General features: G+C 68.0%; 17 protein-coding genes. 8 read left to right on the top strand and 9 right to left on the bottom strand.

The genetic code is table 11. The features are described 5' to 3' along the window. Window positions 1–65: 65 nt before the first annotated feature. A complete protein-coding gene (glnA, locus tag ACWGCN_RS34630; protein ID WP_266299126.1) occupies window positions 66–1502 on the bottom strand; it encodes a type I glutamate--ammonia ligase in 1437 nt (478 codons plus the stop codon). A gap of 288 nt (window positions 1503–1790) precedes the next feature. On the opposite strand from glnA (ACWGCN_RS34630), the gene ACWGCN_RS34635 reads away from it, so the two are divergent. Both ACWGCN_RS34635 and ACWGCN_RS34640 read left to right on the top strand, forming a co-directional pair. Beyond that, the gene (locus tag ACWGCN_RS34635; protein ID WP_379318723.1) at window positions 1791–2246 is read left to right on the top strand and encodes an RDD family protein; all 456 of its coding nucleotides are present in this window, start codon (window positions 1791–1793) and stop codon (window positions 2244–2246) included. A gap of 45 nt (window positions 2247–2291) precedes the next feature. Continuing rightward, window positions 2292–2675: a YrdB family protein gene (locus ACWGCN_RS34640; protein WP_378996508.1), complete on the top strand. Its 384-nt coding sequence runs from the start codon at window positions 2292–2294 to the stop codon at window positions 2673–2675. A 52-nt stretch (window positions 2676–2727) separates the two neighbouring features. On the opposite strand, the gene ACWGCN_RS34645 is transcribed toward ACWGCN_RS34640, so the two are convergent. Then, window positions 2728–3471, bottom strand: a complete 744-nt coding sequence (locus ACWGCN_RS34645; RefSeq protein ID WP_301905683.1) for a DUF4191 domain-containing protein — start codon at window positions 3469–3471, stop codon at window positions 2728–2730. A 120-nt stretch (window positions 3472–3591) separates the two neighbouring features. On the opposite strand from ACWGCN_RS34645, the gene ACWGCN_RS34650 reads away from it, so the two are divergent. The 3 genes from ACWGCN_RS34650 to ACWGCN_RS34660 are packed head-to-tail and all read left to right on the top strand — an operon-like array spanning window position 3592 to window position 6341. Further along, window positions 3592–5010 (top strand): M20/M25/M40 family metallo-hydrolase, encoded by a 1419-nt coding sequence (locus ACWGCN_RS34650; protein ID WP_452460224.1) that lies wholly within the window; start codon window positions 3592–3594, stop codon window positions 5008–5010. Further along, entirely contained in the window at window positions 5007–5843 is an 837-nt protein-coding gene (locus ACWGCN_RS34655; protein WP_378996513.1) for an alpha/beta hydrolase, read from the top strand. The genes ACWGCN_RS34650 and ACWGCN_RS34655 overlap by 4 nt, the downstream gene beginning before the upstream one ends. 36 nt (window positions 5844–5879) lie before the next feature. Then, a complete protein-coding gene (locus ACWGCN_RS34660) occupies window positions 5880–6341 on the top strand; it encodes a 6,7-dimethyl-8-ribityllumazine synthase (protein ID WP_358071185.1) in 462 nt (153 codons plus the stop codon). Here ACWGCN_RS34660 and ACWGCN_RS34665 read toward each other — a convergent pair whose 3' ends face one another. Then, window positions 6342–7787 carry a neutral zinc metallopeptidase gene (locus tag ACWGCN_RS34665; protein ID WP_378996516.1) on the bottom strand — a complete coding sequence of 482 codons (1446 nt, stop codon included), beginning with the start codon at window positions 7785–7787 and terminating at the stop codon, window positions 6342–6344. It lies immediately after the preceding gene. A gap of 74 nt (window positions 7788–7861) precedes the next feature. Continuing rightward, window positions 7862–8812, bottom strand: a complete 951-nt coding sequence (locus ACWGCN_RS34670) for an endonuclease/exonuclease/phosphatase family protein (RefSeq protein ID WP_378996519.1) — start codon at window positions 8810–8812, stop codon at window positions 7862–7864. A 93-nt stretch (window positions 8813–8905) separates the two neighbouring features. Between ACWGCN_RS34670 and ACWGCN_RS34675 the strand changes: the two genes are divergently transcribed. Beyond that, the gene (locus tag ACWGCN_RS34675; protein WP_452529176.1) at window positions 8906–9187 is read left to right on the top strand and encodes a hypothetical protein; all 282 of its coding nucleotides are present in this window, start codon (window positions 8906–8908) and stop codon (window positions 9185–9187) included. Here ACWGCN_RS34675 and ACWGCN_RS34680 read toward each other — a convergent pair. Both ACWGCN_RS34680 and ACWGCN_RS34685 read right to left on the bottom strand, forming a co-directional pair. Continuing rightward, window positions 9184–11697: a GmrSD restriction endonuclease domain-containing protein gene (locus ACWGCN_RS34680; protein ID WP_379315432.1), complete on the bottom strand. Its 2514-nt coding sequence runs from the start codon at window positions 11695–11697 to the stop codon at window positions 9184–9186. The genes ACWGCN_RS34675 and ACWGCN_RS34680 overlap by 4 nt on opposite strands. Before the next feature lie 103 nt (window positions 11698–11800). Next, window positions 11801–12823 (bottom strand): hypothetical protein, encoded by a 1023-nt coding sequence (locus tag ACWGCN_RS34685; RefSeq protein WP_452460222.1) that lies wholly within the window; start codon window positions 12821–12823, stop codon window positions 11801–11803. Between the two features lie 221 nt (window positions 12824–13044). Between ACWGCN_RS34685 and ACWGCN_RS34690 the strand changes: the two genes are divergently transcribed. Further along, window positions 13045–13248 carry a cold-shock protein gene (locus ACWGCN_RS34690; protein ID WP_056821080.1) on the top strand — a complete coding sequence of 68 codons (204 nt, stop codon included), beginning with the start codon at window positions 13045–13047 and terminating at the stop codon, window positions 13246–13248. A 58-nt stretch (window positions 13249–13306) separates the two neighbouring features. Here the strand turns inward: ACWGCN_RS34690 and ACWGCN_RS34695 are convergent, their stop codons facing one another. The 3 genes from ACWGCN_RS34695 to ACWGCN_RS34705 form a co-directional block, all read right to left on the bottom strand. Next, window positions 13307–16318: a bifunctional [glutamine synthetase] adenylyltransferase/[glutamine synthetase]-adenylyl-L-tyrosine phosphorylase gene (locus ACWGCN_RS34695; protein WP_449972532.1), complete on the bottom strand. Its 3012-nt coding sequence runs from the start codon at window positions 16316–16318 to the stop codon at window positions 13307–13309. 86 nt (window positions 16319–16404) lie between these two features. Next, the gene (gene glnA, locus ACWGCN_RS34700) at window positions 16405–17745 is read right to left on the bottom strand and encodes a type I glutamate--ammonia ligase (RefSeq protein ID WP_378996527.1); all 1341 of its coding nucleotides are present in this window, start codon (window positions 17743–17745) and stop codon (window positions 16405–16407) included. Window positions 17746–17866: 121 nt separating this feature from the next. Further along, entirely contained in the window at window positions 17867–19399 is a 1533-nt protein-coding gene (locus ACWGCN_RS34705) for an alpha/beta hydrolase (protein ID WP_378996529.1), read from the bottom strand. Between the two features lie 200 nt (window positions 19400–19599). Between ACWGCN_RS34705 and panB the strand changes: the two genes are divergently transcribed. Then, window positions 19600–20454: a 3-methyl-2-oxobutanoate hydroxymethyltransferase gene (panB, locus tag ACWGCN_RS34710; RefSeq protein WP_378639174.1), complete on the top strand. Its 855-nt coding sequence runs from the start codon at window positions 19600–19602 to the stop codon at window positions 20452–20454. Window positions 20455–20579: the final 125 nt, after the last annotated feature.

Here is a 20579-nt window from a genome sequence, read left to right on the forward strand (position 1 = left end):
GGCGGACTCGAAACCGTTCACTGCGGACGGAACGGGCCGATCAGGCCCGTTCCCGCAGGTCAGGATCACACGTCGTAGTAGAGCTCGAACTCGTACGGGTGCGGACGGAGGTTGACCGGGGCGATCTCGCTCTCGCGCTTGATGTTGATCCAGGTCTCGATGAGGTCAGGCGTGAAGACGTTGCCCTCGGTGAGGTAGTCGTGATCTGCCTCGAGGCGGTCGATGACCGTGGCCAGGCTGGTGGGGGCCTGGGGGATGTTCTTGGCCTCCTCCGGCGGGAGCTCGTAGAGGTCCTTGTCGACCGGGGCCATCGGCTCGATCTTGTTCTTGATGCCGTCCAGGCCTGCCATCATCATGGCGGCGAAGGCCAGGTACGGGTTGCCCGAGGAGTCCGGCGCGCGGAACTCGATGCGCTTGGCCTTCGGGTTGTTGCCGGTCACCGGGATACGCACGGCGGCCGAGCGGTTGCGCTGCGAGTACACCAGGTTGATGGGGGCCTCGTAGCCCGGCACCAGACGGTGGTACGAGTTGACGGTCGGGTTGGTGAACGCCAGCAGCGACGGGGCGTGGTGCAGGATGCCGCCGATGTAGTGACGCGCCAGATCCGACAGGCCACCGTAGCCGGCCTCGTCGTGGAACAGCGGCTTGCCGTCCTTCCACAGCGACTGGTGCACGTGCATGCCCGAGCCGTTGTCACCGAAGAGGGGCTTCGGCATGAAGGTGACAGACTTGCCTTCCTGCCACGCGGTGTTCTTCACGATGTACTTGAACAGCTGCAGGTCGTCCGCCGCCGAGAGCAGCGTGCCGAACTTGTAGTTGATCTCGGCCTGACCGGCGGTGCCGACCTCGTGGTGGCCGCGCTCGAGCTCGAAGCCCGCGTTCTGCAGGTTGGTCGAGATCTTGTCGCGCAGGTCGACGTAGTGGTCGTACGGGGCGACGGGGAAGTAGCCACCCTTGTTGCGGACCTTGTAGCCGAGGTTGCGGCTGCCGTCCGGGTTGAACTCCTTGCCGGTGTTCCACGAACCGGAGACGGACTCGATCTCGTAGAACGAGCCGTTCATGCCGGAGCCGTAACGGATGCCGTCGAAGATGTAGAACTCGGCCTCGGCGCCGAAGAAGGCGGTGTCGGCGATACCGGTCGAACGCAGGTACTCCTCCGCCTTGCGCGCGATGTTGCGCGGGTCGCGGGAGTACGCCTCACGGGTGAACGGGTCGTGCACGAAGAAGTTCAGGTTGAGCGTCTTCGCGGCGCGGAACGGGTCGATCCGGGCGGTGCTGAAGTCGGGGAGCAGGAGCATGTCCGACTCGTCGATCGACTGGAAGCCACGCACCGAGGAGCCGTCGAACGCCAGACCCTCTTCCGCCAGGTCAGCGGTGAACGCCTTGGCCGGGATCGAGAAGTGCTGCTGGACGCCGGGCAGGTCGGAGAAGCGGATATCGACGTATTCGATGTCCTCTTCCTTGATGTACTGGATGACCTCTTCGGCCGTGCTGAACGTCACTTGCTCTCCTTACGAATCGGTTCCCAGCCAGTCGCGATGCTGGCCCTTTCGAACGACCTGCGCGCAGTCGCCACGAAGGGGTTCGTCGCGACCTGACGCTAAGGACGCGGTGTTTCCCAACAGTCAAGGCTATGTTTCGCCAGTGTTACGCGAGCCGGATGCCTGGGTGATGTCAGCCATCCGGGTGCGATCTTCACGCTAATCCTGCCATCCGCGTGATCCCGCGCTGACGTGACCTCCATTAATGCGGTCGTGGGCGACCGATCGCGCGCCACTATCCTGGGTCCCATGGCGCGTATTACCGGCACATGGCTATCCGGATCCCCGGGCGAACCCGGCGACTCGGACATCTCCGGCTACCCCGGTGAGCTGTACGGGCTGCCGCGCGAGGGAGCGGGCTCGCTCGCCCCGACGTGGCGACGCGTCGTCGCGCTGTTCATCGACTGGTTCATCGCGGTCGGGATCGCCGCGGTGATCACCCGCAGCTTCGCATCGTCGTCGATGCCGCTGCTGGTGTGGTTCGTGGTGGGCGTGGCCGCGGTGACGCTGTTCGGGTTCACCCCGGGGCAGTACTTCACGAAGCTGCGGGTGCTGCGCATCGACGCTCCGGTGGCGGTGGGTTTCGTGCGCGCGCTGGCCAGGCAGGTGCTGCTGGTGTTCGTGGTGCCCGCGCTGTTCACCGATGCCGACGGCCGCGGCATGCACGACCGGGCGACCGGGACGGCGCTGGTCAACGCTCGCTGAGTCGTTGGGCCCGCTCGTACTCGCGCGCGGCCATACGATCAAGCCGTGTCACTGAATCCGGCCATGTTGGCCGTACGTTTTCTGCTCGAATTGATCGCCATCGCCTCGTTCGGCGTCTACGGATGGCGCGCCTTCGACTCGCCATGGCGGTACCTGCTCGTGGTGGTCCTGCCGATCGCGGCCGCGACGCTGTGGGGCGTGTTCACCCTGCCCGACGATCCGGGACGCGGCGGCGGTTCACCGGTGCCCGTCTCCGGCCCGGTCCGGCTGCTCGTCGAGTTCGCGGTGCTCTTCGGTGGCGCCGCGGCACTGTGGGCCGCTTCGCTGCCGCGGCTCGCCTTGATCTCGGCGGCTGTTCTCGTCGGTTACCACCTGTTGGCATACGACCGGGTTCTGTGGCTGCTGACCGGCCGCTCACCCAACGCCTGAAACGGCGCGAGCCCGTCACCTGACAAGGTGACGGGCTCGCGGCGGGAGTGGGTCAGCGGCGACGGATCGCGCGCTGCATGCCCTTCATCTTCGCACCGGGGGGCATCGGGCCCTTCGGCATCGCGGGACCACTGCGCGAACTCAGGGCCGAGAGCCTGCCCTCGATCTGGTCGATCCGCTTGACGTCGATGTTGCGCGGCAGCTTGGTGAGGTACTTCTGCAGCTCCTTGAGGGGAGTCTGGCCTTCCTCGTTGCCGACGATCACTTCGTAGATGGGGGTGTCACCGACCAGGCGGGCGGTGCGCTTCTTCTCCTGCGCGATGAGCGAGCGGACTCGCTGCGGCGAACCCTCGGCGACGAAGATCACCCCGGGCAGGCCGATCACGCGGTGCACGGCGTCGAGCTGGGTGGTCGCGGCGACGCCGTTGGCGACCCGCCACTTGCCCTGCAGGTTCTCCAGCACCCACGCCGCGGCGCCCGCCTGACCCTCGGCCTTGCGGTACACGTTCTTCTGCACGCGGCGCCCGAACAGGATGAATGCCAGCAGCACACCCAGCAGCAGACCCAGCGGCAGCAGGAACCACTGCATGTCGAAGATCAGCCCGATGAGGAAGAAGACCACCGTGGTGCCGACCAGTGCGCCGATCATCAGCGGCAGCAGCGCCTTGTCTTCCTTGCGCTGCATGTTGAACGCCTGCCACAACTGCTGACGACGTTCGCGTGATGCCTGCTTACGGGCCGCTTTAGCCGCGGCCCTGGCTTCCTTCGACGGCTTGCCGCCCTTGCCTCCTGCCATGGTGCCAGCTTAGATGGCGCGCCGCCGGGGCGTCTGACCGCATCACACCGCGCGACGATCCCGGCGTTTCGGGCACGGTTCGGCGGGCGGCGGCCCATGCCACAGGCCACAATGGCTGAGATGCGCCCGATCACCGAGAACCCCGCCCTGCCCCCCGTCACCGAGGGCGTCGATGACGAGGTCGCCCGGCGGCTGGCCGTCGCGCTGCAGTGCGTGACGGTGTCGACCGAAGATCCCGCGCACACCGCACACGCGGAGTTCGCGCGCCTGGCCACCCACCTCGAGACATCGTTCCCCCGCGTGCACGCCGAGCTGACATTGACGACCTTCGGTCACAGCAGGCTCTACCGCTGGGAGGGCGCCGAGCCGGGTGCGGTGTCGGCGATCCTGCTCGCGCACCAGGACGTGGTGCCGGTCGACGACGCGCAACGCTGGACCCATCCCCCGTTCGACGGTGTCGTCGACGACGAATTCATCTGGGGCCGCGGCGCGATCGACGACAAGAGCCGCGTGCTCGCCGTCCTGGAAGCGGTCGAGTCGGCGCTGGAAACCGGAATTCGCCCGCGCCACACCGTGTTCCTCGCCTTCGGTCACGACGAAGAGGTCTTCGGTGACGGCGGCGCGGTCCGGATGGCCCAGCACCTGCGCGACCAGGACGTGCGCGCGGAGCTGCTGCTCGACGAGGGCGGGGTGATCACCGACGGCGTCGCCGACGGCGTCGACCGGCCGGTGGCCAGCATCATGCTCGGCGAGAAAGGCTATGCGACGGTACGGCTTTCGGTCACCGAGACCGGCGGTCACTCCTCGATGCCCGGCAAGCAGACCGCGGTGGGACGGCTGGCACGCGCGGTCGCACGCGTGCAGGACCATCCGATGCCACTGCGGCTGACGCCGGTGATCAGCGACATGCTCGCCCGCATGCGTGAGGCGCTGCCCGAACCGCGACGCCGGCTGCTCGAGCTCACCGACGCACGCGGGCTGTCCAGGCTGGCCGGACCACTCGTCGCCCGCATCATGGCGACGGGCCCGACCACCGAGGCGCTGGTGCGCACCACCACCGCGCCCACCGTGATCAGCGGCGGCGTGAAGGCCAATGTGCTCCCGCAGAGCGCCGAGGCACTGGTGAATTTCCGTATTCTGCCCGGTGATTCGGTGGCGGCGGTGCTGGCGCACTGCACCAGGGTGATCCGCGATATCGGCGTGGCGATCGACCTCGTCGGGCCCGCGTCGGAGCCCTCGCGGTTCCACGGGCCGGGTCCGGCTTTCGACATGGTCGCCGAGCTGGCGTCGAGCGTGGTGCCCGGGATCGTGACCACCACCGGGATCGTGCCCGGCGCCACCGATTCACGCCACTACGACGGCCTGGCCGCGACCCGCTGCAACTTCGCGCCGATCGTGTTGACCGCGGTGGATCTGGAACGGATCCACGGAACCGACGAGCGGATCTCGCGACTCAACTACGCTCGGCTGATCGAGTTCAACCGGCGTCTCATCGAGCGGCTCGCCGCGGCGCCCGAAGCAGGAGGAGCGCCACGATGACGACCGACACCGGCGAGTTCGCGGGCCACGGCGGCAAGATCGCCTGGCGCGCATGGCAACCGGAGTCCGCACCGCGCGCGGTGGTGGTGCTGGTGCACGGCGTCGCCGAACACTCGGGTCGCTACGAACACGTCGGCACCACACTGGCCGAGGCCGGCTTCGCGGTCTACGCGCTCGACCACATCGGGCACGGCCTGTCCGAGGGCCCGGCGGCCAATATCGGTTCGATGCAGGGCGCCGCCGACAATGTCGCGACCCTGCTCGATCTCGCGGGCGCCGCCCATCCCGGTGTCCCCCGGTTCCTGCTCGGGCATTCGATGGGCAGCCTCGTGGTCCTGCACCAGGCGACCCGCGGACCGGTCGACGTGGCGGGCATCATCGTGTCCGCGCCGCCGCTGGACATCCCGCTCGGCAATCCGCTCCAGCGCCTCGCCGCTCCCCTGCTCACCCGGTTCGCACCGAATCTCGGTGTGCTGACCCTGGATTCGTCCACGATCAGCCGCGATCCCGAGGTGGTGCGCGCCTACGACGACGACCCGCTGGTGTTCCGCGGCAAGCTGCCCGCGCGCACCGCGGTGGAGATCCTGCAGCACACCGCGCTGGTGAAGCAGCGTCTCGGCGCGCTCACCGCGCCGCTGCTGGTAGTGCACGGCACCGCCGACGTGATCGCGTCACCGTCGAGCGCCGATCTGCTCGAGCGTGACGCGGGCTCGACCGACGTGACAGTGCTGCGCTATCCCGGGCTCTACCACGAGGTGTTCAACGAGCCCGAGCGCGCGAAGGTGCTCGGCGATGTCACCGACTGGCTGTCAACCCATGTTACCGGTCAGTAAGTTTCTGCGCGGGCGACACTAGTAGACTTACCACCCATGACCACGTCTACCGGCGCCGTTGCCTTCATCCGCGCCAGCTGGCACAGCTCCATCGTCAACAAGGCGCACGAGGGCTTCCTCGCCGAATACACCGGCTTCGGGTTCGATCCCGAGGTCGTCGAGGTGTTCGACGTCCCCGGCGCGTTCGAGATCCCGCTGCATGCCCAACGCCTGGCCCGCACCGGCCGCTACGACGCGATCGTCGCCGCGGCCCTGGTCGTCGACGGCGGCATCTACCGCCACGACTTCGTCGCCTCCGCGGTGATCGACGGCCTGATGCGCGTGCAGCTCGACACCGATGTGCCGGTGTTCTCGGTAGTGCTCACACCGCACCACTTCCACGAGCACAGCGAGCACGTGGACTACTACACCAACCACTTCGTGACCAAGGGAGCCGAGGCTGCCCGCGCGGTGGCGAACACCCTCAGCTCCCTGCGGTCACTGCCTACCTCGCGCTGACTACTTGAACTGGTTCAGGCAGGCCTGCTCGCCGCTGAGGACACCGGTGCGGAACGCCTCGAGGCGCTGATATCCGCTCGGCACCACCTTGCCGTTGACGTCGGAGGCGGCGAGGCCGTCGGCGAGCAGGCCGGAGACCGCCTCGTCGAGGTCACCGGCCGACAGGCGCGGATCACTGTTCGGCTCACTGAGTTTCGTGGTGAGCACGCCCGTCAGGCACGCCGTGCGCAGGCCCGCCGACTCGGCACCCGACAGCGACAGCTTGCGATCCTGCTGCACCGCGAGGGCATAGCGGGACACGAACACCGCGGCGGCGTTGTAGTCACCGGTGACGACCGCCGACAGCGGCTCCTCCTTGGCGCTCGACCCCTCACCCGCACGCTTGGCCATGGCGGGGACATCGGTGCCGATGGTGTTCGAGCCCGGGCAGTAGGAGACCGGCTCGGTGGTGGTCGTCGACGCGCAGTTGCGGGTGACGCCGGCGTAGTCGAACTTCGGCGCGGTCTTCACCGGCATCGACTTGCCGAGCTGGGCGGCCAGGGTGGTCAGGGTCTCCTTGTTCACCGGCAGTTGCTTGTCGCGTTCATCTTCTTCGAAGGTGACGGGCAGACCGGCGCGACGCTTCTCGATCTCGTCCTCGTTGATGTCCTTGCACGACTTGGCGCCCTGGGTGTAACCCATCTGCACCGCCGTCACCCGCTCGAACGCCGAACCGTGCACGGCGTCGGGATCGTTGGGGTCGCGGTCGCGCACGGCGACGGTCGCGCCGAGCACACCGTTGAGCCCGTCGGTGGTGTTGAGCGTGAAGTGCTTCGAATTGCCTTCTGCCACATGGCGAAGGAACACACCGGCCAGGCAGTCGGCCTGCTGCTCCTTGACCAGCGCATCGGTGAGGAACCCGCGCAGCAGGTCGGCCTGGGACTGGATGGCGTGCCCGTATTCGTGGGCGAGCACCATCACCACCGACATTTCCTTGTACTTGTCGACCAGCAGCGGCAGCAGGACGGTGCGGTCCCAGCCGATGGTGTGGTCGAGCGGGCAGTACGCGGCGTTGACCAGCTTGTAGGTGCTGCTCTTGCAGAACTGCACCGACTCCGACTCCGGCGCCTTCGCCGACCAGGAGATGTACTTCGAGGCGGGCTTGAAATTGCCACGGAAAGTCTTGGAATACTCGGTCTGCCAGTACTCTTCGATGTCGGCGATGGCGTTGAGCGCGAGCTTGTCGATCTTGCCGTTGTCGCCGTTGTCGGCCTTCTTGTCCGTGTCGGGCACACCGGGACGCGACCCGCTGGGACCGGTGGACGACGCCGCGCCCGCCACCTCCCATGGATTGTCCATGATCGGCTGCGCCTGGTCGCTCGCGACAGTTGTCGCCCCGCAACCGGATACGAGCATGCCGATACTCATCAAAGCTGCCATGGTCGCGCCGAACCGATGTCTTCTCATGCGCTGTCCTCCCCAAAAATGACGCGGCCGCCTTGCGGTCCGCGATCGAGCGCTCACATGGTAAACGACTACTGTCACAGGTCCATTCGGATCGTGGCCAGCACCGCGCGATGGTCGGAGCCGGGGATGGTGAGCGTGCGGATCTGTTCGGCCACCCCACCTGCGACGAGGATGTGATCGATCCCGATCACCGGTCCCCACCGGCGATCCGCCGGGTAGGTGAGCAGCACACCGTCGCCGGTCTGGTCGGCGGCCGAGGCGAACGCGCCGTCGAGCAGTGCTCGATAGGCCGAGTGGTCGTGTGTCGCGTTGAAATCCGCGCCGACGATCGCGGGTGCGCTGGTCGCCGCGAGGATCTCGTCGACCCGGCGCATCTCGGCCGACCAGGCACCGAAGTCGATATTCGGCGGGATCGGATGGAACGCGAAGACCGACATCGGCCCGCGCTGTGGATGTTCCATCGTCGCCGAGATATTGCTCATGACGAAGCCGTCGTATTTCTTGGTGTCGCGCAACGGGTATCGGCTGTAGATGCCGGTGCCGCCACCACCCGACTGCGCCGGTTCCAGGTAGAAGTAGGGCAGTCGTTCCTCGAGTCCGGCCACACGCAGACCCGTGATCGAGTCGACGGTCAACTCCTCGACGGTGAGCACGTCGACGTTGTTCTCCCGCACCGCACCGACCACGGCGACCGGATCGGCCTGGCCGAACAGGATGTTCGACTGCATCACCACGAGTTCGGGCCCATCGGCGGCCCTGGCCTCCGGAATGTAGGACGGCACCACCAACCACGCGGCCCCGGCCAGCACCAGTGCCGCCGCCCCCGAGCTGCGCCAGCCTCGGGCGAGCAGCAACAGCACCAGCCCCACGACCGCGCCGAGCATCAACCACATCGCCCCCGACGCCAACAGCACCATCGACTTCTGGCGCCAGTCCACGACATGCAACACGATCCCGGCCACCGCCGCGACCACCGCGCCCCACCCCAGGACGAGCAACGCTCGTTCCGCCCATTTACGCATCATGAGGTCACCCTAAGCGGCGCCGCTTTCAGGTCTCTTGCGGCTGTCTTGGGAACTCCGCGAGGACCTACACTGGCCGCCGGAAGGGAGGTGACCGTGTACATCGAAGAGTTCTCCGCCGCGGGTCCACTCACCGAGCGGGCCGTCGAGGAGCTGATGACCGTTGCGAACAAGTACACCTCGGCGATCACCCTGACCGTCGGTGAGCGCACCGTGCAGCTCCCGGTTCTCCCGGTCTGCTGGGACGAGCTGCGCGTTGCTGCGGGCACCCCGATCACCGTCGAAGCCGACCGCGGCTACCGACCGGCCGACCTCGAGGACCGCACCGCGCTGACCGACTTCGTCTCGACCTTTCAGCGCGCGACCGGTAGGCCCTAGAGCGGCAGACCCGCCTCGATCCAGTTGTAGGCCTGGATCTTTCGGGACTCGGGATCGTTGACCACCTGGTTGATGAGGTCGTTGATCTGATCGGTGGACAGGGGGTAGCCGTAATGTTCGGCCGCGCCCGCCGACGCCCACAGCGAGGCGAACAGACCGGGCCCGCCGAGAAGGTGGGACAGCACGGTGGCGACCTCGTCGACGGTCTCGATGACCCCGTGGACCAGAGCGATCGCGATGTCCTCGTCGCCGGGCGGCATGCCGGGGGCCAGCGCACCGGATTCGACGGCGCGCTGGGCCAGCCACGCACGCGGGACCAGTGGGCTCGGGCCGATGGCGTCGCCGAGGTAGTAGCGCCATTCGCCCGGGTTGCCCTGGTCGAAGGCGTGGATGTAGAAGGTGCGGGTGAGCGCCCACAGGGCGATGTAGCGCAGGGCCAGCTGTTCGGGACCGAGCAGCGCGTCGGGGCCCTCGGCGCGGTCACGCTCCAGCAGGTTCCAGGCGAAGCGGAACCAGACCTGTTCGGAATTGCCGACCCAGGTGGCGGGCAGGCGGTCGGCCAACGCGGCAAGATCGCCGACCGGGCCGTCGATACCGCTGTCGCCGGAGGCTTCCACGCGCAGGTTGTCGACATAGCCGCGCAGGGCGTCGACAGAGGTGAACACCGCGTAGCCCAGCTGGGCGAAGCGGGTGAGGTCGGCATTGGACGGCTCGAGCACGAGCACCACCGGCATGCCGACGCCCGGCTGCAGGCCCTCTGGCCAAAAGGCTTCGGCGACAGCGAGTTCGCGGCCGGTGACCGGGTCGGAGACCTCACTGTCGAGCAGCGGGAAGCCGAAGCCGTCGGCGACGAGGTCGTCGACGAGCGCGTTGACCTGGTCCACCGCGGGATCGCCGATGGTCACTCCGGCGACACCCACCGTCAACAGGGTCGGGCGGTGCAACTTGCCGGTGCGCAGCTTTTCGAGGAACGCATCCGCCGAGGCGGAGAGCATTTTGCGGCGCGCCCGCAGGAACTCACGGTAGTTCTCCACCCGCCACAGCGACGGGTCGGTCGGAATCCACTGCGAGGCGAGCACACCCGGGTTGCGCCGTTCCATCTCGGCGAAGTAGTCGGCGGGCTCACGCTCGCCGAGCTCGGCCTCCGAGCCGGGGCTGAGGAAGCAGAAATTGGCGATCGCGTTGATCTCGTTGCGTTCGTAACCGGCGTCGCGCAGCAGGGTTTTCGGGAACAGGTAGTGCACCTGCACCGGTGTGCGCTCACCGAACTGCTCGATGCCGAGTTCGGAGCCGGTGCCGAGATCGCGGGAACCGTCGACGCGGGTGAGCATGTACAGCAGCGGATAGAACCGGGAACCGCGAGTGGCACCGGCGAAGTCGTCGGCGCACAGGTCGAGCGAGCCGCCGCGCAGCCGTTCCAGCGAGCCGATCAGCGCGTTGATGCCGCCGCGTTCGAGCGTGTCGTAGTCCTGTTGCAGGAACGTCTCGGTGGAGCCGCTGAACCGGCCCCAGAGCGCGGAATGCACGTACCAGTACAGCACCCGGTCGCGGTGCAGGTCGTCGTCGAAGCGGCCGCCGTTGAGGAACAGCAGGCGGGTGATCACGGGAATCGCGTAGCGCCCCATCAGGACTCGGTCGTGATCGAGGCCGAGCCGGCCCGCCACCGTGTCGAGGAAGGTGTCCACCTGTTTCGTGGTGGCCACCAGGGCCTGCTCGAATTCCGCGGGCGCCAGATCGCCGAGCGCGTCGAAGTGCGCGCGGCCGTTGCCGACGGCGATCACGTTGCGCAGCAACCAGTCCAGGGTGAAGGTGTAGCCGTCTTTGTCCCAGCGGATCAGGTGGTCGCGCAGGTTGCCGCGGGCCTGCGGCCACTGCGCGCACAGAGTGGCCAGCGCGAGGTCGCCCTTGGACAGTTTGGTGCCGCCGGAGTTGACCCGGTTGAAGATGTCGACCACCTCGTCGACCGTGCGATCCGATCCGGTGATGGTCTCGACGTTGAACTCGCGGTTGGCGACCTCGCGAACCTTGTTCAGCCGATCGAGATAGAGGGCAAGGGTTTCCGGCGACTCGTCCGGGAACCTGGCCAGATAGTGCATCGGGCCCTGGGCGAACAGTTCGGTGATGTCGATCCAGGCCGGTGCGGTATCGCGGCCGGGCACCTGGAATTCGAAGAGCTCCCGCTCGACATCGAAATGCAGACCGGTGAAAGCGATCTCGTCGCCTTCGAAGAACGACGGCGCTGTCCCGCGCATGATCCCGTACAGCGTGGTGATGCGCTGCTGACCGTCGAGCAGCAACTGGCGCAGCCCCGAGCCGGTCGTCGACCCGCGTACCGCGATCTCCTCGGACCCGGTCTCCCACACCAGCAACCCACCGACCGGATACCCGAGATACAGCGACCGCATGAGTCCACGCACCTGGTCGCGGTTCCACACGTAGCCGCGCTGGAATTCGGGCAGCAGCACAGCACCGGAGTCGATCTGGTCGAGCAGGGTGGACAGACGTGTCACGGCAGCCTTTCGATCGAGATCCGGTGGCAGACAAGCGCCCCATCGTTGCACGAATCGTACCGACACATCCCGACATGCCAGCGGCCGAACGGAACTGGCGTGATCACTCCATCCCGGACACCGCTGCCCGGAAGGCCTCCGATGCGTAGAACGGCGCCAGCCTGCGACGCAGCACGGTGTCGAGATAACCGCGCTCGTCGAGTGTTTCGAGGACCGGCGGGCCGAAACGCAGCGCCTCCTCGAGCATCTCCGCGCGCCCTACGCCCAGCTCAGCCAGCAATTCGGCAAGGGGGGTGTCGCCGTACTTGTCGAAGACGTGGTCCACGCCCTCGTCGAGCAGGGCGCGGAAGTAGTCGGTATCGCGGAAGGTGCGCCAGAATTCGAAGACGAGCACGACGATGTCTTCGACATCGGTGGCCGAGACCAGATCACGGAACGAGCCGACGGCGACGCCGGTGTGTTTGCGCCAGGTCTCGCGGGCGCTGTCGAGCAACACTTCGTCGGCGTCACTACTGTTGCCGCGCAACACGAATCGCGCACCGGTGCGGGTGAGCCTGCCGACACCCTGCTCGATCGCGGGCATCGCGGGTTCGGCCAGCCGCGACAGCGCACCGCGCAGCGTCCGGGCCAGGCCACCGCCTTCGGGGTGTAAACCGTCGTCGACCGCGGTGACCACCGCGCGCTGGACCGCCTCGACGCACGCGTCGACGGTCACCGGGCTGTTGAGCACCAGCCGCACCAGCCGGTGGGTGAGATCCAGATCGGCTACGCCGTCGACCAGTTCGTCGAAGCGGCGGTTGTCGACGAGCTCACCGACCTCGATCTCGTCGTTGGCGCGATGGTTGTACAGGCGGGTGGCGATCTCACCGACGAGTTCGGGAATAGCGCCCTCGACGGGAACCTGCACGGCGAACTTGTGCGCGACCGCCTTGATCTGCTCACGGGTCACCGCCTGCGCGAGGGTCAGTTCCGCGGCCTCGTCGAGCGCGCCGTCGATCTCCTCGGTGACGAACTCGAGGAAGCCGGCGGGCTCGCGCAACTGCTGCTTGGTGAACGCCACGTGTGCGTCGAGCACCCGCATGGCCAGGTCGACGTGCCCGCCACGCCCCGCGTTCATCTCACCCATACCGCTCAGATTGGCACAGTCCGCGACGCGATGTGAAAGGGGCGTTCGCATTGGTTGCCGACCGACTCGACACGCCGGTTTTCCACGGTATACGCCGCCCACATCGCAGTGTGACAAACCGCAAGGCGCGGTTTGCTGGCGAGTATGGCATACTGGGTTGCTGAGACTGGGCTGATCGCAAGTGATCGCCATGGCTCACCTACGGAAAAGACTTTTAAAACATGACTCAAGGCACCGTCAAGTGGTTCAACGGCGAAAAGGGCTTCGGCTTCATCGCCCAAGACGGAGGCGGCCCCGACGTCTTCGTTCACTACTCGGCTATCGGCGGCTCGGGCTTCAAGTCCCTCGAAGAGGGACAGCGGGTGGAGTTCGAGGTCGGCCAGGGCCAGAAGGGCCCCCAGGCCCAGGACGTCCGCGCCATCTGATTTCGGCGTGAACTGAAAAAGCCCCGCACCAGTGGTGCGGGGCTTTTTCATGTCCGGACTATCCCCCGAACACGCGCTCGACGACGGCCTTCGCGCGGCGGGTGATGCGCATGTAGGTGTCGAGGAATTCGCTGCCGTCGTCGTTGGGCCAGCCGGCTACCCGAGCCACCGCCGAGAGCAGCTGGCCCGGGCCGGGGAGTTGGTCGGTCGGCTTGCCCTTGACCAGGACGAGGGCGTTGCGGGCGGCGGTGGCGGTGATCCACGATTCACGCAGGAGCGCGACGTCCTCGGGTTCGAGGATGCCCTCGGCCTCGATCACATCGAGCGACTGCAGGGTCGAGGTGTTGTGCAGCGCGGGTATCTCGTGCGCGTGGCGCAGTTGCAGGAGCTGGACGGTCCATTCGATATCGGCCAGGCCGCCGCGGCCCAGCTTGGTGTGGGTCGACGGGTTGGCACCGCGCGGGAGTCGCTCGGAGTCCACGCGCGCCTTGATGCGGCGGATCTCGCGGACCGATTCCTCCGACACCCCGCCGGTCGGATAGCGGATCGGGTCGATGACATGCAGGAAGCGCACGCCCAGATCCTGATCGCCCGCCACCTGGTGGGCGCGCAGCAGCGCCTGCATCTCCCACGGCTGGGCCCACTGCGCGTAGTAGGCCTGATAAGCGGTCAGCGTGCGGACCAGGGGCCCGTTGCGCCCCTCGGGACGCAGGCCCGCATCCACCTGCAAAGGCGGGTCGACGCTCGGTGCGCCGAGCAGCCGCTGCACCTTCTCGGCGATCCCGTTGGCCCATTTCACGGCCGTGGCCTCGTCCTCACCGGGGCGCGGATCGCAGACGAACAGCACGTCGGCGTCGGAGCCGTAGCCCAGTTCCATCCCGCCCAGCCTGCCCATGCCGATCACCGCGAAGTCGGCGGGCGCGGGCGCACCACGTTCGGCCTCCGAGGCGCGGATGACCGCGCTCAGTGCCGCCTCGAGCACCGCAACCCACACCGACGACAGCGCCGCGCACACCTGTGCGACGTCCAGCATGCCGAGCACATCGGCCGAGGCGACCCTGGCCAGTTCGTGGCGGCGCAGTGAACGTGCTGCCGCGACAGCACGTTTCGGGTCGTCGTAGCGGGCGGCCGCGGTCTGCATGCCGCGGGCGACGTCTTCGGGTTTTGTGCTGAGCAACTGCGGGCCGCCGGGCCCGTCGGCGTACATGCGGATGGTGTCGGGCGCGTTGATCAGCAGGTCGGGCAGGTACTCCGAGGAACCGAGCACGATCATCAGACGCTGGGCCACCGCGCCCTCGTCACGCAGCACGCGCAGGAACCAGATCTGGTCGTCGAGCCCCTCCGACACCCTGCGGTAGGCGAGCAGCCCGGCATCGGGATTCGGTGTGTCACCGAGCCATTCGAGCAGAGTCGGCAGCAGCAGCGCCTGGATGCGGCCCTTGCGGGAGACGCCGCCGGTGAGCGCCTTGAGATGGCCGAGCGCGTTGGCCGGTGCGCCGTAGCCGAGGGCGGCGAGCTGGCGGACGGCGGCGTCGGGGCTCAGGCGCAGCGCGTCGGAGTCCATCCGGGCGACCGCGTCCAGCAGCGGGCGATAGAACAGTTTCGCGTGCAGGCGCCGGACTCGCACGGCGTTGCGGCGGATGTCGGTGTCGAGCACGCCGACCGCGTCCTGGCGGCCGTCGGGCCGGATGTGGGCGGCGCGGGCCAGCCAGCGCATGCCCTCCTCGTCATCGGCCGCGGGCAGGGTGTGGGTGCGCTTGAGCCGCTGCAATTGCAGGCGGTGTTCGAGCAGGCGCAGGAATTCGTAGGAGGCGGTGAGGTTGGCGGCGTCCTCACGGCCGACGTAGCCGCCCGCGGCGAGGGCCGTGAGCGCCTCGACGGTATTGGTGACGTGCAGTGCCTCGTCGACCCGGCCGTGCACCAATTGCAGGAGCTGCACGGCGAATTCGACATCGCGCAGGCTGCCCGCGCCCAGCTTGAGCTCGCGCTCACGCATGTCGGCGGGGACCAGGTCCTCGACCCGGCGGCGCATGGCCTGGACGTCGGCGACGAAGTCGGGACGTTCCGACGCGGTCCAGACCATCGGCATCAGCGCGTCGCGGTACTGCTTGCCGAGTTCCATATCGCCGGTCATCGGCCGGTTCTTCAACAGCGCCTGGAACTCCCAGGTGCGCGCCCACCGCTTGTAGTAGGCGAGGTGGGAGTCGAGGGTGCGCACCAGGGCCCCCGCCTTGCCCTCGGGGCGCAGTGCGGCGTCGACCTCGAAGAAGGCCGAGCTCGCGACGCTCATCATCTCCGCGGCGAGCCGGGTCGCGGTCGCGTCGGCCGGTTCGGCGACGAACACCACGTCGACGTCACTGACGTAATTCAGTTCTCGCGCACCGCATTTGCCCATCGCGATCACCGCGAGGCGCACCGGCACCGGGCCGTTCTTACACACCCTGGCCACCGCGACCGACAGGGCGGCGGTGAGCGCGGCATCGGCCAGGTCCGACAGGTGCTTGCCGACCACCAGGTAAGGCGGCACCGGTTCGTTCTCGACGGTGGAGGCCAGGTCGACCGCGGCCAGCAACATCAGCTGATCGCGGTACCTGCCGCGCAGCAGGGCGACCGCCTCCGGACCGGCGATCCCGGCACGCCACAGCATCGGCCCCGCGTTGGGTCCGGTCTCCGGCGCCGCGTCGACGGCGTCGAGCAGGTCGGCGATCAGCTCGTCACGGCTGGGAAGTTCGTTCTCGCGCAGCACTTTCCACGCCGCCGGGGCAGCGACCAGGTGGTCGCCGAAGGCCGTCGACGAGCCGAGCAAGCCGAACAGCCTGCCGCGCAACGTGGTGTCGGAACGGATCGCAGAATCCAGTTCGGGCCATGCGTCTTCGAGCGATTCGCGCAGCCGCACCAGCGTGGACAGGGCGAGATCGGCATCGGGCGAACGCGAGAGTGCCCAGAGCACCGGCACCCCGTCGACGTTGTCCCAGCCGAGTTGATGCAGGGAAGCCGCCGCTGTCGGTTCGAGGAGACCGAGCCGGCCGACGCCGGGTACAGCGGAGCGGGCAGTCGGTGGCCGGACCATAGCTGTGATCCTAGCGGCTGGCGCCGCCAGCTTTCGGCCCGGAAGCCTTGATCCGGTCAGCCCGGATCAAGGCGGCTCGGGATCACTCAGAGACTCAGGTACTCCTTCAACTCCCAGGGAGTGACCTGTGAGCGGTAGTCGGCCCACTCACGGCGCTTGTTGCGCAGGAAGAAGTCGAAGACGTGTTCGCCGAGGGTTTCGGCGACCAGCTCGGAGCGCTCCATCGCCTGCAGGGCCTCGTCGAGGGTGCCGGGCAGGGTGCGGAAGCCCATGGCGCGACGCTCGGCGTCGGTCAGCGACCACACGTCGTCCTCGGCCTCGGGGGGCAGCGTGTAGCCCTTCTCGATACCGCGCAGACCCGCGGCCAGCAGCACCGCGAAGGTCAGGTACGGGTTGCAGGCGGAATCAGGGCTGCGGATCTCGACGCGACGCGACGACGACTTGTTCGGGGTGTACATCGGCACCCGCACCAGCGCCGACCGGTTGGACCGGCCCCACGAGGCCGCGGTCGGGGCTTCGCCACCGTGGATCAGCCGCTTGTAGGAGTTGACCCACTGGTTGGTGATCGCGCTGATCTCGGGGGCGTGCTCGAGGATGCCGGCGATGAACGAGCGCGCGGTGCCCGAGAGGTTGTTCGGGTCGTCGGGATCGGCGAAGGCGTTGTTCTCGCCCTCGAACAGGCTCATGTGGGTGTGCATGGCCGAGCCGGGGTACTGGGAGAACGGCTTGGGCATGAACGTCGCGCGCACGCCCTCGTCGATCGCCACCTCTTTGATGAGGTAGCGGAAGGTCATCACGTTGTCGGCCATCGAGAGCGCGTCGGCGTAGCGCAGGTCGATCTCCTGCTGGCCGGGAGCGCCCTCGTGGTGGCTGAACTCGACCGAGATGCCCATCGATTCGAGCGAGTCGATGGCATGGCGGCGGAAGTTCGGCGCCGAATCGTGCACGGCCTGGTCGAAGAAGCCGCCGTTGTCGGCCGGGGTCGGCTCGTAGCCGCCCTTGAGGTTGTTCTCCAGCAGGAAGAACTCGATCTCGGGGTGCACGTAGCAGCTGAAGCCCGCGTCGGCGGCCTTGTTCAGCTGACGGCGCAGCACGTGGCGCGGGTCGGCCCAGGACGGCGAACCGTCGGGCATGGTGATATCGCAGAACATCCGCGCCGAGTGCTGGTGGCCCTTGGAGCTGGCCCACGGCAGCACCTGGAAGGTCGACGGATCGGGCCGCGCGACCATGTCCGCCTCGGACACGCGCGCGAAGCCCTCGATGGCCGAGCCGTCGAAGCCGATGCCCTCCTCGAAGGCGCCTTCGAGCTCGGCGGGCGCGATGGCGACGGACTTGAGGTAGCCCAGCACATCGGTGAACCAGAGACGGACGAAACGGATATCCCGCTCTTCGAGCGTCCGCAGCACGAATTCCTTCTGGCGATCCATACCGGCGAGCGTAAGCACCCGGCGTTAAATCCGTGTTACATACGGAGACGGGTTTGCGATCTCGTCACATCGTTCGCACATCTCACCGGCCACGACGGGGCGCGGTGAGCACATGTGGCTCTCAGCATGTGAGACCGGGCGCGGGCGTGGCGAGATCGACGAGGTAGTCGATCACCGCGGTGTCGAGGCACTGATCGCCCGCCACCAGAGCGGCGGTGTGCCGATTGCCGCGGAAGGTGATCAGGTCGGCACCCAGCTGGGCGGCCAGGTCGACACCGGCCTGATACGGCGTGGCCGGGTCGTCGGTGGTGGAGACCACCACGGTGGGCGGCAGTCCAGGGGCCGAGACGCGATGCGGGCTGCTGGTGTTGGGCACCGGCCAGGCGGCGCACAGTTCCAGTGGGGCGGCGCCGGTGCCCTTGCCGTCGTCGAGGAACGGGGCGGCCTTGCGGTATTCGGTGTCCTGACGGCCGGTCACCGCGGGATCGGTGACGCGCGGATCGTCGACGCAACGGATCGCGTTGAAGGCGTCCTGAGTGTTGGCGTAGGTGCCGTCCTGACGGCGGCCGTCGTACATATCGGCCAGCTGCAGCAGGGTGTCGCCGCTGCCCGCGCGCAGTTCGGTGAGGCCCTGGGTGAGGATCTGCCACAGGTCGTCGCTGTAGAGAGCCTGCTGGACGCCGGTGATCGCGTCGTTGTAGCTGAGCCCGCGCGGGTCGGCGGTCGGCGCCGGGGCCTTCTCCAGCGGCCCGACCAGCTCGCGGAAACGAGTGACGGCCTGGGCGGGATCGGTGCCGAGCGGGCAGTCGGCGTTCTTCGCGCAGTCGGTGGCGTAGGCGGTGAACACGCCCTGGAAGCCCGCCGCCTGCCGCAGCGACTCCTGGACCGGGTCCTGCGAGGAGTCGACGGCGCCGTCGAGAACGAGCGCGCGCACGTTCTGCGGGTACTTCTCGGCGTAGGCCGAACCGAGGCGGGTGCCGTAGGAGTAGCCGAGGTAACTCAGTTTCGCGTCGCCGAGCACGGCCCGCATGACATCCATGTCCTGGATCACCTCGCGGGTACCGACGTGACCGAGCAGGTCGACGCCGGAGCGCTGGGCGCAGCGGTCGGCGTACTCACGGTTGTCGTCCTCTGCCTCGGCGATGCCCGCCGGAGTGTTGTCGGTGGGCGGCTCGGCACGTTCGGCGTCGGCCTGCTGCGGGGTGAGGCAGACGATCGAGGGCAGCGACGAGCCGACACCGCGCGGATCGAACCCGACCCGGTCGAACTTCTCCGCCAGTTCGGTGCGGTTGCCGACACCGACCATCGACAGGCCGGAGACGCCGGGCCCACCCGGGTTCATCAGCAGCGAGCCGACCTTCTCGCCGGTGGCCGGGATCCGGGAGAGCGCGATCTGGGCGGTCGGGCCGTCCGGGCGCGCGTAGTCGATCGGCACGGTGATCCGCGCGCACTCGGTTTTGGGTGGCAGCCGGTCCTCCGGGCTGCCGTAGCCCTCGCACGAGCCCCAGTCGATCTGCTGGTCGTAGAAGCTGTTCAGACCCGGTGGGGGCGGGGGCAGTTCAGCACGCGGCGCGCTGTCCCCGCCGGTGCCGCATCCGGTGACGATCAACGCAGAGACAGCGCCGAGGAGCACGACGAGCCGGCCTCGCTGCACAGTGGGCCCACCTTTCCGCGCCCTGCGGCGCACACAATGCGCCCGAACGGGCTCGCATCACGGTAACCGAATCGCCCGGTGTGACCGATCACACCGGCGCCTGGCCTTAAACCCGTGCGGGCGCAGGTGGCACACTGAGGTGGTCAGAAACGCCCGGGGACCCGGTATGGGCCTCGAGGAACCAGACGAAAGGGACGATGATGTCCGTATCCGATGAGCAGACTCCTGCCTACGGTGCCACTCCCGCCGACAACAAGCCACGCCGCAAGACCCGCGTCCAGCATCTCCAGCAGATGAAGGCCGACGGTGAGCGCTGGTCGATGCTGACGGCCTACGACTACTCGTCCGCGCGGCTGTTCGAGGAAGCCGGTATCCCCGTGCTCCTGGTCGGCGATTCCGCCGCCAATGTCGTCTACGGCTACGACACCACCGTGCCGATCACCGTCGACGAGCTCATCCCGCTCGTGCGCGGTGTCGTGCGCGGCGCCCCGCACGCGCTGGTCGTCGCCGATCTGCCGTTCGGGACCTACGAGTCCTCGCCGCAGCAGGCGCTGGCGACCGCCATCCGCTTCATGAAGGAGGGCGGCGCACACGCGGTGAAGCTCGAGGGCGGGGAACGGGTCGCCGAGCAGATCGCGCTGATCACCTCCGCGGGCATCCCCGTGATGGCCCACATCGGATTCACCCCGCAGAGCGTGAACACCCTGGGCGGTTTCCGTGTCCAGGGCCGAGGCGACGGCGCCGAGCAGCTGGTCGCCGACGCGATCGCCGTGCAGGAGGCCGGTGCGTTCTCGGTGGTCATGGAAATGGTCCCCGCCGAGATCGCGGGCCAGGTCACCCGCAAGCTGACCATCCCGACCGTCGGCATCGGCGCGGGTGCCGACTGCGACGCCCAGGTGCTGGTCTGGCAGGACATGGCCGGCTACACCAGCGGCAAGACGGCCAAGTTCGTCAAGCGCTTCGGCAACGTGGGCGACGAACTCCGCACCGCCGCGGCCACTTACGCCGCCGAAGTCCGCCAGGGCACCTTCCCCGGCCCCGAACACAGCTTCTGACCGGACCCCCAACAACCAGTCCCCGTCCCTGTCCCCGTCTTCAACAACCCACCCAACCCAGCCACCGCACTCCCGACCCCTAGGGAGGGACGGCCACGAAGTGGCCGGTCCGCGGCCGGGCCGCC

It is taken from the genome of Nocardia sp. NPDC055050, from assembly GCF_053608345.1.